This window comes from Cupriavidus sp. 05N40 (assembly GCF_056397305.1).
In genome coordinates, this window is record NZ_JBFTND010000180.1 from 1 (window position 1) to 15,524 (window position 15,524).

At 61.2% G+C, this 15,524-nt stretch carries 17 protein-coding genes; 9 read left to right on the forward strand and 8 right to left on the reverse strand.

What is annotated here, in order from left to right:
• Positions 1–248: 248 nt before the first annotated feature.
• The 6 genes from AC1DO7_RS31155 to AC1DO7_RS31180 all read right to left on the reverse strand — a co-directional run bounded on the left by AC1DO7_RS31155 (position 249) and on the right by AC1DO7_RS31180 (position 5,411).
• A complete protein-coding gene (locus tag AC1DO7_RS31155; protein WP_477116963.1) occupies positions 249–692 on the reverse strand; it encodes a winged helix-turn-helix transcriptional regulator in 444 nt (147 codons plus the stop codon).
• Complete coding sequence (locus AC1DO7_RS31160; RefSeq protein WP_477116964.1) at positions 667–1,116, reverse strand: YkgJ family cysteine cluster protein; 450 nt, start codon at positions 1,114–1,116, stop codon at positions 667–669. Before AC1DO7_RS31160 ends, AC1DO7_RS31155 begins: the two co-directional genes overlap by 26 nt.
• A complete protein-coding gene (rpoD, locus tag AC1DO7_RS31165) occupies positions 1,094–2,983 on the reverse strand; it encodes an RNA polymerase sigma factor RpoD (protein ID WP_477116965.1) in 1,890 nt (629 codons plus the stop codon). The genes AC1DO7_RS31160 and rpoD overlap by 23 nt, the downstream gene beginning before the upstream one ends.
• Before the next feature lie 115 nt (positions 2,984–3,098).
• Complete coding sequence (locus AC1DO7_RS31170) at positions 3,099–4,244, reverse strand: DUF1275 domain-containing transporter (RefSeq protein WP_441621692.1); 1,146 nt, start codon at positions 4,242–4,244, stop codon at positions 3,099–3,101.
• 65 nt (positions 4,245–4,309) lie between these two features.
• Complete coding sequence (locus tag AC1DO7_RS31175; RefSeq protein WP_441649935.1) at positions 4,310–5,125, reverse strand: fused MFS/spermidine synthase; 816 nt, start codon at positions 5,123–5,125, stop codon at positions 4,310–4,312.
• A gap of 34 nt (positions 5,126–5,159) precedes the next feature.
• On the reverse strand, positions 5,160–5,411 hold the full coding sequence (locus tag AC1DO7_RS31180; protein WP_441621724.1) for an HPr family phosphocarrier protein: 252 nt from the start codon (positions 5,409–5,411) through the stop codon (positions 5,160–5,162).
• A gap of 172 nt (positions 5,412–5,583) precedes the next feature.
• Here AC1DO7_RS31180 and AC1DO7_RS31185 point away from each other — a divergent pair, with 172 nt between their 5' ends.
• Together AC1DO7_RS31185 and AC1DO7_RS31190 are read left to right on the forward strand one after the other, a co-directional pair.
• On the forward strand, positions 5,584–5,787 hold the full coding sequence (locus tag AC1DO7_RS31185; protein ID WP_441621696.1) for a CopG family transcriptional regulator: 204 nt from the start codon (positions 5,584–5,586) through the stop codon (positions 5,785–5,787).
• Between the two features lie 200 nt (positions 5,788–5,987).
• Positions 5,988–6,314 (forward strand): hypothetical protein, encoded by a 327-nt coding sequence (locus tag AC1DO7_RS31190; protein ID WP_441621698.1) that lies wholly within the window; start codon positions 5,988–5,990, stop codon positions 6,312–6,314.
• Positions 6,315–6,441: 127 nt separating this feature from the next.
• Here the strand turns inward: AC1DO7_RS31190 and AC1DO7_RS31195 are convergent, their stop codons facing one another.
• Positions 6,442–6,864, reverse strand: a complete 423-nt coding sequence (locus tag AC1DO7_RS31195; RefSeq protein WP_441621699.1) for an ACT domain-containing protein — start codon at positions 6,862–6,864, stop codon at positions 6,442–6,444.
• A 152-nt stretch (positions 6,865–7,016) separates the two neighbouring features.
• The gene (locus tag AC1DO7_RS31200) at positions 7,017–7,454 is read right to left on the reverse strand and encodes a universal stress protein (protein ID WP_441621701.1); all 438 of its coding nucleotides are present in this window, start codon (positions 7,452–7,454) and stop codon (positions 7,017–7,019) included.
• Positions 7,455–7,851: 397 nt separating this feature from the next.
• Between AC1DO7_RS31200 and AC1DO7_RS31205 the strand changes: the two genes are divergently transcribed.
• From AC1DO7_RS31205 to AC1DO7_RS31235, 7 genes are read left to right on the forward strand one after another with little or no spacing between them, the layout of a single operon-like run.
• Positions 7,852–8,130 carry a ribbon-helix-helix protein, CopG family gene (locus AC1DO7_RS31205; protein WP_441621703.1) on the forward strand — a complete coding sequence of 93 codons (279 nt, stop codon included), beginning with the start codon at positions 7,852–7,854 and terminating at the stop codon, positions 8,128–8,130.
• A gap of 3 nt (positions 8,131–8,133) precedes the next feature.
• Positions 8,134–10,158 (forward strand): hydrogenase 4 subunit B, encoded by a 2,025-nt coding sequence (hyfB, locus tag AC1DO7_RS31210; RefSeq protein WP_441621705.1) that lies wholly within the window; start codon positions 8,134–8,136, stop codon positions 10,156–10,158.
• 7 nt (positions 10,159–10,165) lie between these two features.
• Positions 10,166–11,113, forward strand: a complete 948-nt coding sequence (locus AC1DO7_RS31215) for a respiratory chain complex I subunit 1 family protein (RefSeq protein WP_441621707.1) — start codon at positions 10,166–10,168, stop codon at positions 11,111–11,113.
• A gap of 1 nt (position 11,114) precedes the next feature.
• Positions 11,115–11,774, forward strand: coding sequence for a formate hydrogenlyase (locus AC1DO7_RS31220; RefSeq protein ID WP_441621708.1), 660 nt, complete (start codon positions 11,115–11,117; stop codon positions 11,772–11,774).
• 1 nt (position 11,775) lies between these two features.
• Positions 11,776–13,230, forward strand: coding sequence for a hydrogenase 4 subunit F (locus AC1DO7_RS31225; protein WP_477116966.1), 1,455 nt, complete (start codon positions 11,776–11,778; stop codon positions 13,228–13,230).
• Between the two features lie 4 nt (positions 13,231–13,234).
• Positions 13,235–14,782 carry a hydrogenase large subunit gene (locus AC1DO7_RS31230; RefSeq protein ID WP_441621712.1) on the forward strand — a complete coding sequence of 516 codons (1,548 nt, stop codon included), beginning with the start codon at positions 13,235–13,237 and terminating at the stop codon, positions 14,780–14,782.
• Positions 14,782–15,300 (forward strand): NADH-quinone oxidoreductase subunit B family protein, encoded by a 519-nt coding sequence (locus AC1DO7_RS31235; protein ID WP_441621714.1) that lies wholly within the window; start codon positions 14,782–14,784, stop codon positions 15,298–15,300. Before AC1DO7_RS31230 ends, AC1DO7_RS31235 begins: the two co-directional genes overlap by 1 nt.
• Positions 15,301–15,524: the final 224 nt, after the last annotated feature.

Below are 15,524 nucleotides of genomic sequence, written 5' to 3' on the forward strand. Positions count from 1 at the left end.
CGCATGCGCTGCGCGTGTTGGAGAGGCGGTCGGGAAGTGTGAAGGTGGCGCGATCAGTCGGAGAGCGCCTCGGCCGAATGCCGACCTCGCAACCGCTTGATCGAGTGGAAGGAGTACCAGGTCTCGGATATCAGAAATCAGCCGGGAACAGGCCGATTCGCTTCTGGACAGCCGTTCGCGCCAGACTAAGGCATGCGCTCAGTGGACAGGCGACATGGGCGCCTCGTGCCGCCATTCGTGATGTCTAGTTATTTCCGCTTGAAGGAAGCACGTCGCGCTGCGCGTTCCGTCGCGAAATCGTTACCCATTGAAGCGTGCAGATCCTTGCGCTCCACCGGTTTCCCGCAGTGCGGGCAGATGCTGGCAAGCCCGACGTCGTCCCCGCATTCGCGATGCACGAAATGCATCGCCAGTTCCCTGTCCTTCTTCTTTGCCCACGTTTCGCCCCAGGCGCGCAGCGCGTAGATCACGGGATAGAACGCCCACCCCTTGTCCGTCAGACGGTATTCATAGCGCAACGGCTTTTCGCTATATGGGTGGCGTTCGACCATGYCGTCCGCTTCAAGCGCCTTCAGTCGGGAGGCCATCATCTGTGGCGTAGCTTCGGTCTGGATCTGTATTTCCTCGAACCGCGTTGCGCCCATGTAGGAGACCGCGCCCGCTACCTCAAACCAACACGTGACGCGTTTCAAGGAAAAAGCGCTGAATCTGCCGTTCTRTAGACGGATCGACCATCGCCTCCGGCCGGTTTCCGTTCGGGCAGGCCAGTCGTGGTGTTGTCCCGAACAACCGGCAAATCAACGGGCGCTCAGCATACACTTGACACCCCTTGTTGCCAAGATGAGGGCAACTAAGGTTTGTAAGCGCAGCTTCGTGCTCGGCATCGCTCTTGACGGGAAGCCTCGACATCTCTTCCGTTGAGGTCGTCACCGGTCCACAGCAGTCATGGCATCCAGGGGTGCACTCGAATGAGGGAATCCGTGAGCGAAAGAATCTAATTTTTTGACTAATCATTTGTGCGGCTACCCCCATTGGCCTGTCCGCGTACCTCTGGTCGACCTGCCGGCCTGCTAACGCATCGCGTGCGAAGCACTCACGACTCGCCGCGATAGGCATTCAGGCGTTCGGTGCTCTCGGGCTTCCGTAGCTTTCGCAGGGCCTGGCTTTCCAGTTGCCGAATACGTTCGCGGGTCACGCCGAATTGCAGGCCAATCTCATCCAGCGTGTACTCGGTCGCAGTGCCGATCCCGAAGCGCATCCGCAAAATCTTCGCCTCCCGCGCACCCAGCGTCGACAAGACGGCTTCCAAGTCCCGCTTGAGCCCCGCTTGAACTGCCGCATCAAGAGGAGAGGCGGTGATCTCGTCCGCCAACGTGTCTCCCAGCAACGCATCCCCGCTCTCCCCAACCGGCATATCAAGCGATACCGGCTGCTTGACAACGTTCAAAATGGACTTGATCTTCTTCTCGCTCATCCCCACCTTGGCCGCCAAGATATCCGACGTCGGCATTGCTCCGGTTTCACTGAAGCACTCGCGCGAGGCCCGATTGATCTTTCCAACGACCTCCACGAGGTGCATCGGGATGCCGATGGTGGGTGCCTTGTCAGCAATAGAGCGAGTCACCGCCTGGCGAATCCACCAGGTCGCGTAGGTCGAAAATCGATAACCACGGCGGTAGTCGAATTTATCCGCCGCCCGCATCAGCCCGATGTTGCCCTCTTGAATGAGATCCAACAGTGGCAAGCCACGATTGATGTATTTCTTGGCGATTGAGACGACCAGGCGAAGGTTAGCCTCGATCATCTCGGCTCTTGCTTGGCGAGCCTTGACCTGCGCTCTTGTCACCAGCCGGCCGACTTCCCTCAGATCCTCAAGGGGAATAGCGGCGCGAGATTCTATGGCAAGCAGTTGTTGCTGCAGCGCCTGGATTTCCAGAAGCTGCCGCGGCAGCAAACCGTTGGGGGTAGGACAGTCCGCCCCAAGCGCTTCCGGCCAGTCGAACTGGATTTCACGACCCTTTAAGCGCTGCGCGAACTCATCGCGTGTCATGCCGCATTGACCGATCAAGATTCCAGCGAGTCGCCGTTCCGTTTGACGAACGTCCTCAAGATGCACGTTGAGGACTCGGCTGAGCCGCTCAATCGCGATTGGGCTGAAGCGCAGCTTGGCGAGCACACATCGAATCGCTGCCAGCGCCTGCATATCGCGGAGCGTGCCACCTTCATGAGGCCCGTGGGACGCGGTCAATTCGATAACCCGCGCTCGCACGCTGGCGAGCCACTCGAGTACATCCCGCTTCAAGGCGGCAGCTGACGTTGCCTTCGAGGCGGTGTTCGGACTCCGGGCGCAATCATCGGGCTCTCCATCCTCCTCGCCTACGCTGGCGTCGAGCTGTAACCCGGTATCCTTGCCCGGATTGTCAGCGGGCACGGTTTGGGCATCGACGACGTGATCAACGAGTTCATCTACGGACAACTCGTCGCGCTCGACTTGCTCGGCCATGGCTAATATCTCGGAGACGACGGTTGGACACCTCGCCATTGCGTCAACCATTTCCATGATTGCCTCTTCATGGCGGGTCGCGATCTCTACCTCGTTGTCGCGCGTCAGCAACTGGACGGCGCCAATTTCCCGCAGATACATCTGCACGGGATCGGTGGTACGACCGAATCGGTTATCGCTCTGCGTGATGGCGGCGGTAGCTTCCTCCAATGTGGCCTCATCGGAGCTTGAGACCGGCGCGTCCTCGATTAACAGCATCGTGTCAGCAGGCGCTCTATCCACGACCTCAATGCCAAGCTCCGCCAACATCGCCAGAATTCTGTCAGTAATGCTGGCTTGGTCCTTGCCGTCAGGAAGATGGTCGCTGATTTCACCGTGGGTCAGGAATCCGCGCTCCTTGCCGAGCGCGATCAGCATAAGCAGGCTCGTTTGTTGGTTATCGTTCATCTGACACACAAAAGTCGTGCATGGGACGCGCATTCATTCGCAGCACTCCCAAAGCACGTTATCCATGGCTCCACGCCATCACGCTGTTCCCAATTTGGCACCAAGTTGCCCAACCATGGGTACACCACTTCTATTTCGAGCGTTCGAGTCAAACTTGCAGCCGAGCCAGCCAGGCCACCACCACTGCAGCAGCGGCAAGCCAGAGCGCAACAATCACGACGACCGCGACGCGACTGACGGGGCGCTCTGCAGCGAGCGCGGCGGCGGCGCGATGCTGTTCCATCACCTCAGCCGGGATCAACCGGACCACCAGCAACACGCCGAGGGGTACCAGCACCACGTCATCCAGATAGCCCAGGACCGGGATGAAATCCGGAATCAGGTCAATAGGAGATAAGGCATAGGCGGCGACTAACACGGCTAGCGCTTTCGCATACCGAGGCGTGCGAGGGTCGCGCGCTGCCAACCACACCGCGTGGACGTCTCGCTTGACCTCGCGTGCCCATACGCGCGCACGAGCGGCCTGCCGCGGGAGGAAATCCGAGCGCAACATGTGGATCCGCACATCATCCATGACGGGTACCGCACCAAGGGCGAGCAGCAATGTGGCCAATGGAAGGGTGACGCTGAACCCAACATGCCTGAAGCCCACAGCCCCGACTACGCCGCCGGTAAAGAACAGCGCGACCAGCGTCACGAGCACTCGCAGTTTTCTCCGGTCGGCCAGCACAATGGGCTTGGCGGCATCGGCTTTGGCCAGGTTCCAGTAGAACAGCTTACCCAGTTCAATGCCGATGTCGGTGACCATCCCCGTGATATGCGTGGTCCGGATCTCGGCCTTCGAGAGCTTGGTGATCATGGCATTCTGCAACCCCATGATGAAGCAAAGCACCATGACCGTCGCCGGCACGAACAGCCATTCGTGATGCTCGAGATTGCTGCCTAGCAGACCAAAACATACCAGCAACGCCGCCTCCAGCATCAACGGCAGCGCGTATTCGCTGTGCAGGCGCTCGCGCCGCCCCCAGTTGATCAAAATCGCAGAGCAGGCCGCGCCCGCCAGAAACGATAACAAGGCACCGAGGCCGTCCAGAATGAGCCCGACACTGCCGAGCGCTAGATTGTCAGCCATGGCGGACACGATGCCCGACATATGGGAGGTGTACTGCTGCACCGCCAAGAATCCGCCTGCATTGGTGGCGCCCGCCACAAAGGCAAGATAACGCGCCAGTTGCCGGTTGGCTTCTGGACTGCGCTCCCTTCCAGTCAGTCTGCGCAAGTATCGGATCGGCATGGTCGCATCGGTGGGCGTTACCTTCGGTTCAGGCCGTGTCTATCCAACATCGGCCCGCCAGCTCATCAGCCCGTGAGCTTCTGCAAGAATGTGTGATCTGACGCGAGCCGTTTGCCCTGTTTCAGACGACGCGCGGCCGCGCGCAGATTCAGGGGATGCGTGGTTTCCAGTATGCGCGCGCGCATCAGCAGTTCGTCCAGCGAGGGTAGTGCCCGCGCGCTCTTCCAAGCGAGCAGCGTGTAGTTGCAACTGTCCTCGGACAGGGAAATGGAAAATGAGTCGCCGAACACCGAACGAACTTCGTCCAGATAGGAAGGGATATCGGAATCGCTGTCGAGGAAGTTCGCGACCAATACCCCCTCGTCGGCGAGCCGGGCATGGCACGCTGCGTAGAAGTCCGCGCTGCCCAGTTGTGTCGGCATGCCATGAGCGAGAAAACCATCCACCAATATGACTTCCGGCCGCGCGTCCTGATTCTTGACATACTCGGCGCCATCCGCGCAAACCACCTCGAGCCGTTCGTCGTCGGGCGGAATATGAAACGTATCGCGCAATGCAATCACCGCCGGATCGATTTCGATTGCGACCACCTTCGCATTCGGAAGATGCCGATAGCAATACTTGAGTAATGATCCCCCGCCGAGGCCGATCATCGAGATCCTGGTGGGTGCCGGCTGCAGCAGTAAAAACGCCATCATCGTCCGCGTGTAGCCAAGAACAAGCTTGTCGGGGTCGCGTCGCGACATGATGCTTTGGGTAGCCAGCGCATCGAAATGCAGTGAAATTGCAAGTGGGGTTTCCGGTACGGTCGGCGTGCCGTCGTCGGGGGCTTCGGAGAGAAACTTTAAGTAGGCTTCAAAGGAGGTGCGATTGGGGTCCATGTGTGGGGCTCCATCAGGCGTGGTATTCAATTCCTCACTCCGTCAGCAGTGCGGCGATGACTTTCACGGCAGCAACTTCATCCGGGCCGGTGGCCTGAATACGTACCTGAGTTCCCGCCCGCGCTGAGAGTCGCATCACGTCCATCACATTCTTGGCGTTCGCTGTGCAGTCATTGCTGACAAGCAGGATCTCGGACTCGAACTGGGCAGCGGTAAAGGTTAGCCGCGCTGAGCCGCGACCTTGCAAGCCCATGCGGTTGGTCATTTCAATTGTCGCGTCTAGCACATCGCCCTCAAATAAAAAGCGGCCCCTAAGCAACTTCCAGGCGCTTACCCATATGGCTTGCCGCCGGCGGCGGAACATGCTCGTCTGGGTATGCCCGAACCACAGGCTGCACTTGGCCGCTCACTTGTATATAATGATAACGCTATTATCATACAACACTACTCTAAGCTGCATGGAATCCAAGACCGCTCGTTTCACCGTGTTGATCGACCCCGTGAAGAAGAAAGCCTTTGAAACCCTGTGCGCGGCGCAGGATCAGACGCCGTCGCAGGTGGTGCGCCAGTTGATCCGCGACTATTTGGAGCAGCATGGGGTGGCCTATGCCACCCGGCCCCAGGTTGGCGCTACGGTTCTGGCTAAGAATGACCGCGAGTGACCGATGTCCGCATAGCGGACTACCAGCCTCACCCTGCAGGTCGGCCTCGGCATCGCACTGATAATGACCACTGCGAGGCATCCCGAGATGCCTACCGCCCAATCGGGACCTTCCATGCGTGGTGCTGGCCTCAATCTCATACTTGGCTTTACGGCATGCCGAGACCGGAGTCAGGGTCTGGCAACTATCGGGAGGCATCCATGCACAAGCCGGCGGTCACTTATCGCGTCACGCCGCGCGCAAAAGCGCTCGATGACGGTAGCTACCAACCGAAGGTGCTGGTGGCTATCTATCGGGGTGACGCCTTGCTTAGAGATGTCGCGCTTTACGCGAGATGCGACGCTTGTCCGCTGCGCGACACTGCGGCAAGGCTTGCTGAAGCGCTGGCCTTGCGGATTCAGGCGGTACTCAAGGATGTACAAGAGACGGACGACGTCGCCACGGCCGCTATTCAGACACTATTGCGACGCATTGGGCTCAGGACGAGCCTACGATCAGCCACCATGCGTGGTGCTGGCGTCAACTAGCCGGATTCGGCAACAGGCAGGGTGGCGCAGGACCGCAGTCCATGCCCTTCAAGCGGGCAATGTGAATACGTCTCCTCGGCGCTCCGGCGCCCCACTACTCCTCTCCTTGATGCATAAGCGCTGGACCTCAGGCAGCCTGGAGAACCTCAACTACCTTATTGGCTTCGGCTTGCGAGTCGACTGCCACATAGGCGACAAACTGCGTACCGATCACCGAAGCGGAGAACCCGCGGAGGTTCAAATTCGCTTTGGCAAGCTTCTCCGTCAGCGCCGATGCGATGCCCGGTTGGTTAATCCCCATGACACGAACGCAGTGCAGCGTTTGTGTCACGTTGAAGCCAACCAGAGCCGCGGCCACAATCTCTCTATCACCCTGTAGTGGGGTGACAAATACGACGCCGTCACCAGGTTTGTCCGGATTGCGGCGCGCGATGATGAGTTGCAGATCGGCTCCCACATCGCATAGGGGGGCCAACGATCCGGCCAGTCCACCTGGCTTGTCCGGAATCCCTGCCACCCAAACCTCCACCTGTTCCACAAGCAGTTCCATGGTCGCCTCTCCGTCCTCCATACGGCCAGTGGAGATGGTCACTCCCCCGGTCGGTTCGTAGTCCTGTCGCCGCTTGCTTCCAGGCGAATGGACGTCCATGGCATTGCCAGCCCATTGTCGCCAATGCCTCACGCGCTTCGATGCCATGGTATCTAGCGATACACCAGTACAGGGATCTTGCTGTGAGTCAGGACCTTCTGCGTCTCACTGCCAATCACCAGTCCCTGCACGCCGCGCCGCCCATGCGACGCCATCACGATGAGGTCACAGCCCTTATCCTCGGCTGTTTTGATGATGGCTTCGTACGGGTGATCGTTGACCAGATACGTCGTATCACAGGGCACCCCTGCGGCGGCGGCTTCGCTCGCCACGCCTTGTAGATATTTCGTGGCCTCCTCCCAGGATTCCTGCGTGAAACGCTCTCGGGTGTCCGTCAGCATTTCAGTGTGATAGGTCAGAACATGGTAGTTCGGGCCAACCCGAAGCGCCGTAACCCGGGCGTTCATTTGCTGCGCAAGGGCAAGCGCCTTATGGCAGGCGGCATCAGATAGAAAAGAGCCATCGACCGCGAGCAGAAGATGCGCAAACATATCTTTCTCCTTGTCTGCCTGGATTCGAGGCCATCGAAAGAGTCGATCACCGTTCCCTATCGCCCACGCCTCGTCACCCTCAGGCAGATGAGGGTTCTCACAAAATGCCACGTGAGCAAAGGTTCCAAAGACCAGCTAGGGCGCGCCTGCGCACAAGGTCAATCTGGGACGGAATATGTTAATAGGATTAACATGTTGATTACACCGCTACTGCATTACATTAGGTTCTGTAGCATATGCAATCTTCATTCCGTATGCTAGGTTGTCGCAAGCAATTAGCGACCTTTGCCGTCGCTTCATTGACGGTGAACCGCGGCGGCGGCAAGCACTTTTGGGTCGCACGGCGTTCATGTATGATGTGACGCATCTGACCATCGTATTGGCATGTTGAGGCTCCATGGAGATCAAGACTGCTCGGCTGACGCTGCTCATCGATCCCAACAAGAAGGCCGCTTTCGAGCGCCTTTGTGCACAACAGGATCTGACGGCATCGCAAGTGGTGCGCCAGCTCATCCGCGAATACCTCGCTCAACATGGGGTCCAGTACGTGCCCAGCGGGTTGCACGCGGGCAATACCGAGCCTGCTGACGACGGAACACCGCCACAGGAACAGGCACCGGCGCAGGCCGAAGCGCCCCCCCCCACCAGACGGCGCGCCACACGTCGCAAGGCCTAGGCCATGAGCAGCGTGCCCCCCGTCGCTCAATGGCTCCATATCGACTGGGTGCTTGTTGTTGTGGGGGCTTGGTTGTTCGTCGGGGCCGCAGGCGTTGCCGCGCTGCAGCGGCTGACCCTGGTGTCTCGCGTTCTTTTCCCGCTCGGCGGATTGCTTGGGCTGGCGCTTTTCGGCCTGGCACTTGCCGCTGTGCTTGGCACGCCCGAGGTCGCCGTACTAGCCATTGGACTGCCAGCACTGCCCTTCCACATCCGGCTCGACAGCCTCTCCGCCTATTTCCTAATGGTGATCGGTGGTACGGCGGCGGGCATCTCTATATTTGCAGCCGGATATTTCCGCAAGGGTGAGGGCACGCCGCCAGGCTTGCTGTGCCTGGAATATCACCTGTTCCTGGCCAGCATGGCCGGTGTCATCCTGGCCGACGATGCCTACTCGTTCATGGTCATGTGGGAGACCATGGCGCTGTCGTCGTTCTTCCTGGTGACAGCAAACCACCGCATTCGAGAGGTACGCAGCGCCGGCTACCTTTACATCACGATGGCGCGTATCGGCGCGATCGCGATTCTGCTCTGCTTCGGTGTTCTGCAGGCCAACACCGGTGACTACACCTTCGCGAACATGCGTGACCAGGCTCTGACGCCCTTCTGGGCCTCGGTCGGCTTCCTGCTTGCCGTGTTCGGCTTCGGCGCCAAGGCCGGCGTCCTGCCCTTGCATGTCTGGCTGCCGGAGGCACACCCGGCCGCGCCTTCGCCGGTCTCCGCGATGATGAGCGGCGTCATGCTCAATACAGCCATCTACGGGCTGTTGCGCGTGTCCTTCGACCTGCTGTGTATGCGTCTGTGGTGGTGGGGCGCGCTGCTTCTGGCCGTCGGCCTGGCCACTGCCCTGTTCGGCGTCGTCTTTGCCGCGGTGCAGAGCGACATGAAGCGCTTGCTGGCCTATTCGTCCATCGAGAATATGGGCCTGCTGTTCGTCGCCACGGGCCTGACCCTGATCTTCTCGGCCTACGACATGAGGCCGATGGCGGCACTGGCCCTGACCGCGACGCTCTATCACGTCGCAAGCCATGCCTTATTCAAGAGCCTGCTCTTCCTCGGCACGGGCAGCGTACTGCATGCCACCGCCGAGCGAAGTCTCGGCAAGCTGGGCGGGCTGATTCGGTACATGCCTTGGGTTGGCTGGCTTACGCTACTGGGCGCGCTGGCCAGCGCCGGGCTGCCTCCGCTCGGCAGTTTCGTGTCGGAGTGGCTGCTGCTGCAGAGCTTCCTGTTCACGCCAGGCCTGCCCGTGCCGCTGCTGACGATGCTGATCCCGGTGGTCGCTGCGCTAATCGCGCTGGTGGCGGCCCTAGCCGGCTACACGATGGTCAAGTTCTTCGGTGTGATCTTCCTCGGCCAGCCGCGCGAGCACAAACTCGCCCACGCGCATGACGCCGGTCCCTGGGAGCGCGCAGGCATGATATGGCTCGCCCTCGGCTGTGTGACGCTTGGCCTGCTGCCGACGCAGTTCATCCAGCTGATCGACCCGGTAACGAAGCAGCTGGTTGCCGCCGGTTTGGGYGCCCGAGCGGCTACCAGCAGTTGGCTGCTGGCGCCGAGCAGCCTAGGTCAAGCCAGTTACGGGCCGGTGATCTTCCTCCTCGGCATCCTGACTAGCTTTGCGCTCGCCTACTTGCTCGTGCGCTGGCTTTACCATGGCCGGCTGCGCCGCGGCCCACCATGGGCCTGCGGATTTCCCTGGGGCACCGCGCGCATGCAGGATACCGCCGAGGGTTTCGGCCAGCCAATCCGTCAGATCTTCGAACCCTTCTTTTTGATGCAGCGCGACCTGCCGACGCCGTTCGACGAACAGCCGCGCTACCGGGTGACCGTCGAGGACCGCTTCTGGCGTTGGCTGTACCTACCCACTGCCGAATTGGCTTCATACCTGGCGCGACTGGCCAGCCTGATGCAGCAAGGGCGCATCTCGGTATATCTGCTATACAGTTTCCTGACACTAGTTGCCACGCTGCTGGCGGTGATGCGATGAGGCTTCCATGACGGTCTCCGGCTTGCTGTCGCAGTCGCTAGAAATCGCGATTTCGATCGCCCTGGCGCCGCTACTGACGGGTTGGGTCAATCAATGGCGTTCCTGGCTGCAAAACAAATCCGCGCCCAGCCTCTGGCAGCCATATCGCATGTTGCACAAACTGTTCAACAAGGAATCGGTGGTGGCCGACAACGCGTCGCCGCTGTTCCGCGCCACACCCTACGTGGTGTTCGGCTGTATGGCCCTGGCGTGCGCGATCATCCCAACGCTCTCGACCGACCTCCCGCTGGCACCTGCGGCTGATGCGATCGCGCTGGTCGGCCTGTTCGCGCTAGCGCGGGTTTTCATTTCGCTGGCCGCGATGGACATCGGCACGGCCTTCGGCACCCTGGGGGCGCGGCGCGAGATGCTGATCGGGTTTCTTGCCGAACCCGCATTGCTGATGGTGCTGTTCTCGGCCTCGCTAGTCTCCAAGTCGACGTCGCTCACCACCATCGTCGAGACACTCGCCCATCGTGACCTCGCGATCTACCCCGGGCTGGCCTTTTCCGGCGTTGCCTTCACCATGGTGTCGCTGGCGGAGAACGCCCGCGTGCCGGTCGACAACCCCGCCACGCATCTGGAGCTGACGATGATCCATGAGGCACTCCTCCTGGAGTACTCGGGCCGCCACCTGGCACTCATCGAGTGGGCGTCAAGCCTGAAGCTGTTCGCCTACTCCTGTATCGGACTGGCGTTGTTCTTCCCCTGGGGCATCGCAGAGGCCCAGGCGCCGTTGTCCATGCTGCTGGCGCTGCCGGCGCTGCTGTTCAAACTCACCGTGGGCGGCATCCTGCTTGCCACGCTGGAGACAGTGAGTGCCAAGATGCGCATCTTCCGCGTCCCCGAGTTCCTGGCCACTGCCTTCTTGCTGGCGGTGATCGGCATGCTGGTGCATTTGCTGCTTGCCCGCTGACATGAGCACCTTACTGACCCAGTTCGTCAACCTGCTCGGTGCGGTGCTGCTCATCCTCGCCTTCGGGATGATCTCGCAGCGCCGCGTCCTTTCGCTAATCCACCTGTTCACGCTGCAGGGCGCCACCCTGGCATTGGCGACGGCCGTGGTTGGCTACGTGACCCGGCAGCCGGACCTGTACCTGTCGGCCGGCGTGACATTCGTGCTCAAGGTGCTGCTGATCCCCTATCTCCTGCACCGCGTCATCGACCGGCTTGATATCCGCTGGGACGTGGAGACGCTGATCAATATCCCGACCATCATGGTGATCGGCATCCTGGTGGTGATCTTCGCGTTCAACCTGGCCATGCCTATCTCGCGGCTGTCGGTGAAGCTGGCCAGCGGCACGCTCGGCATCGCGCTAGCCTGCATACTGCTGTCGTTCCTGATGATGATCACCCGCTCCAAGGCCATACCGCAGGTCATCGGCTTCCTGGCCATGGAGAATGGGTTGTTCTTTGCCGCCACCTCGGCAACCTACGGCATGCCGATGGTGGTTGAACTTGGCATCGCGCTGGATGTGCTGATCGGCGTGCTGATCCTGGGCGTGTTCATGTTCCAGATCCGTGAGCAGTTCGACAGCCTGGACATCCGCCACCTCGAGAAGCTGAAGGAGGACTGAGTTGATTGCGCTAGCCTTCCTGCTTGCAACCCCGCTCGCCGGCGGGCTGGTGCTGGCGCTGGTGGGCCATCGCGATAGTGCGCGCGATGTCAACGTCGCGTTCAGCCTGGGCACCTTCATCGCGGCCTGCTTGCTCACCGGTCGGATCATCGACGACGGTCCCACGCTCGTGTGGGACCGTGCGTTCTACATAGACGCCTTGAACGTGTTTCTGGTCACTCTGACCGCGTTCGTGGGCCTGACCACGTCGATCTTCTCGCGGCCTTACATGCGCGTGGAGCGCGACCACGGCAAGATGACGCCGCCGCGGCTGCGCCTGTACCACAGCATGTACCAGCTATTCACGTTCACGATGCTGTTGGCACTGACGACCAACAATATGGGCATCGTGTGGGTCGCGATGGAGGCCGCCACGCTGACCACGGTACTGTTGGTCAGCGTCTACCGGACCGCAGCCAGCCTCGAGGCAGCCTGGAAGTACTTCATCCTGTGCGGCGTGGGTATCGCCCAGGCACTCTTTGGCACCGTACTGCTCTACATGGCAGCCGAGCAGGTCATTGGCACCGAGGGCGGCGCGCTGCTGTGGACCAACCTCGATGCGGTCAAGGGTCGGCTGGACCCGAATATCATCACCCTGGCCTTTGCCTTCCTGTTTATCGGCTATGGGACCAAGGTCGGCCTGGTGCCGCTGCACAACTGGCTGCCGGAYGCSCATGCCGAGGGKCCGACSCCGRTKTCMGCCGTGCTKTCCGGCCTGCTGCTCAATGTGGCCCTATACGCCATCCTGCGCTGCAAGGTGTTGACGGACGGCGCGCTGAACAACCATCTCACCGGCCACCTGATGATGGGCTTCGGCCTGGTTTCCGTCGTGGCGGCTGTCTTCCTCCTTATCCGCCAGCGGGACGTCAAGCGCATGTTCGCCTATTCGTCCATCGAACATATGGGCATGATGACCTTCGCTTTCGGCATGGGCGGGCCGATCGCCAGCTTCGCCGGACTTCTGCACATGACGGTGCATTCGCTGGTCAAGTCCGCGATCTTCTTCGCCGTCGGCCATGCGGCGCAGAAAGCGGGTACGCAGGTCATGGACGAGATCCGCGGGCTGATCCGCGTCAGCCCCACGGTCGGCTGGGGCCTGATGTTGGGCGTGCTGGCTATCCTGGGAATGCCGCCTTTCGGGGTATTCGCCAGCGAATTCCTGATCGTCACCACCGCGATGCGTGAGCAACCCTGGGCCACGCCCTTCCTGCTGGTCGCGCTCGGCCTGGCTTTTGCGTCGGTATTCAGTCGCGTGCAGCCGATGGTCTTCGGCGAGACCACCCTGAAACCCCTGGCACACCCGCCGGCGCTGATTCCGGTGTTCACACACCTCGTACTTGGATTGATGCTGGGACTTTATATCCCGCCGTATCTGGATGCATGGTACCGCCAGGCGGCTGCCATGCTGGGGAGTTGAGCGCATGGCTCTGCCTGAACTCGGACTCAAGCTGAATGGCCTGCCGGCACCGCTGCCGGTATGGCACGGGCTGGTCAGTCCCGACGCATGGAGCGCGGCAGCGCGCACGGTTAATGACACGGGAGGGCGCCTCATATCGGTGTGGGGTGTCGACCGTAGCGCCGCGGGGGGCGCGTTGGCGGCATGTGCCGCGTATGCCGTACCGGAGGGCCTGGTCTGGCTCGAACTGCGGCTCGACGATCCAGCGCAGGGAGTTCCGGATCTGAGCGCCATATTCCCGTGCGCCGGGCGGATGCAGCGCGCCATGGTTGACCTTTCGGGCATCCATGTGCACGGCAGCCGCGACCGACGCCCTTGGCTGGACCATGGCCTGTGGCAGCCCGAGTCATTTCCCTTGCGACACGGGACGCAGCCGCTGGTCGCCGCGGGCAAGCTGCCGACGGCCTACCCTTTCGTACGCGTCGATGGCGATGGCGTGCATGAGATCGCCGTCGGCCCGGTGCACGCGGGCATCATCGAACCCGGCCACTTCCGCCTCTCCGTCGTCGGAGAGAAGGTGCTGCGGCTGGAAGCCCACCTGGGTTACACGCACAAGGGCATCGAGCGACGCTTCACCGAAGTCGCACCGATTGAAGCCCACCGGCTAGCCGGCCGTGTATCGGGCGACTCGACGGTGGCCTATGCCTGGGCCTACTGCATGGCGCTCGAGTCCGCGTCGGGCAGCGAGATACCGACAAGGGCAGCCTGGCTGCGTGCCATGATGCTGGAGCGCGAACGCGTGGCCAACCACCTGGGCGATCTCGGTGCCTTGGGCAATGATGCCGGATTGGCCTTTGGGTTGGCCCAGTTCTCGCGACTGCGCGAGGACTGGCAGCGCCTGTCTAAGGAGGTATTCGGTCACCGGCTCATGATGGATGCAGTGGTGCCCGGAGGTGTTGCGATCGACCTGACGCCGCCGATGCTGGATTGGCTGCGCAAGCAGTGCGACGGCATCGAGCGCAAGGTCCGCGCACTGCGGATCGTGTATGACGAACATGCCGGCCTGCAGGACCGTTTTCTCACCACGGGGCGGGTGGCGCCACAACTCGCAGCCCAGCTTGGCCTCACGGGGCTCGCCGGGCGCGCCAGCGCGCAAGCGGCGGACCTGCGCTGCGACCACGCATGGCCGCCCTACGATCGGTTAGACGTCAGGATGGCCACGCACCGAAACGGCGATGTCGCCGCACGTGTGGCGATGCGCTTCGACGAGACGCTTGAATCCCTGCGGCTCGTTCGCGCCATCTGCTCGGAGCTGCCGGGTGGCGCGATATGTGGTGACCTCCGGATGCTGAACAAAATCTCCATCGGAGCAGGCTGGGTAGAGGGCTGGCGTGGTGAAGTCCTTGTCGCCCTCGAGATCGCCGGCGACGGCCGGATCTTGCGTTGCCACTGCCATGATCCCTCTTGGCAGAACTGGCCAGTGCTTGAACACGCCGTCATCGGCAATATCGTTCCGGACTTTCCGCTGATCAACAAGTCTTTCAATCTCTCCTATTCGGGGCACGACCTCTGATGTGGCTCCTCCTCAAGCAAATTGCCCGTACCGGCATCGTGACCGAGCCTGCGCCCCAGGCCGTCGATGCCGATGGCGGCGCCGCGATTCAACGCATCCACAAGGACATCCTCGATATTCTCGGTCAGGCGCTGGCGATTAGGGAGGTCGACGCAGGCTCGTGCAACGGCTGTGAACTGGAAATCCACGCGCTCAACAACGCCTACTACAACATCGAAGGGCTTGGCATCAAATTCGTTGCCAGCCCGCGGCATGCTGACATGCTGCTGGTGACCGGACCGGTCTCGCGTCACATGGAAGAGGCTTTGCGGCGTACCTATGACGCGACGCCGGAGCCGAAGCTCGTCGTCGCGGTAGGTGACTGCGGCTGTACGGGTGGTATCTTCGGCGAGAGCTATGCAAGTTGCGGTCGCGTCGCCAACGTCATCCCCGTCGACGTCGCTGTGGCTGGCTGCCCGCCTCCCCCCATCGAGATCCTGCGGGGGATACTAACCGCCGTGCAGCGGCGCAAAAGCTAAGTCATCTAAACGAAAATCCTGGAGGATGACGATAAGGGAAGTGACGTGCCCCGAATCCTTGTCGTTATGGTCGCCTGCAGCTCTTAATTATCCACAGCTTCTGTGGATAATTCTCCCTTCCGGACGCAAAGATGCGCACTGACGGGCACGGGATCTGGTCTGCTGCATATTTAAGCGTGGCATTCCGAGCCCATGTCGCATGCGCAGAAGAAGTTGTGCTGGCC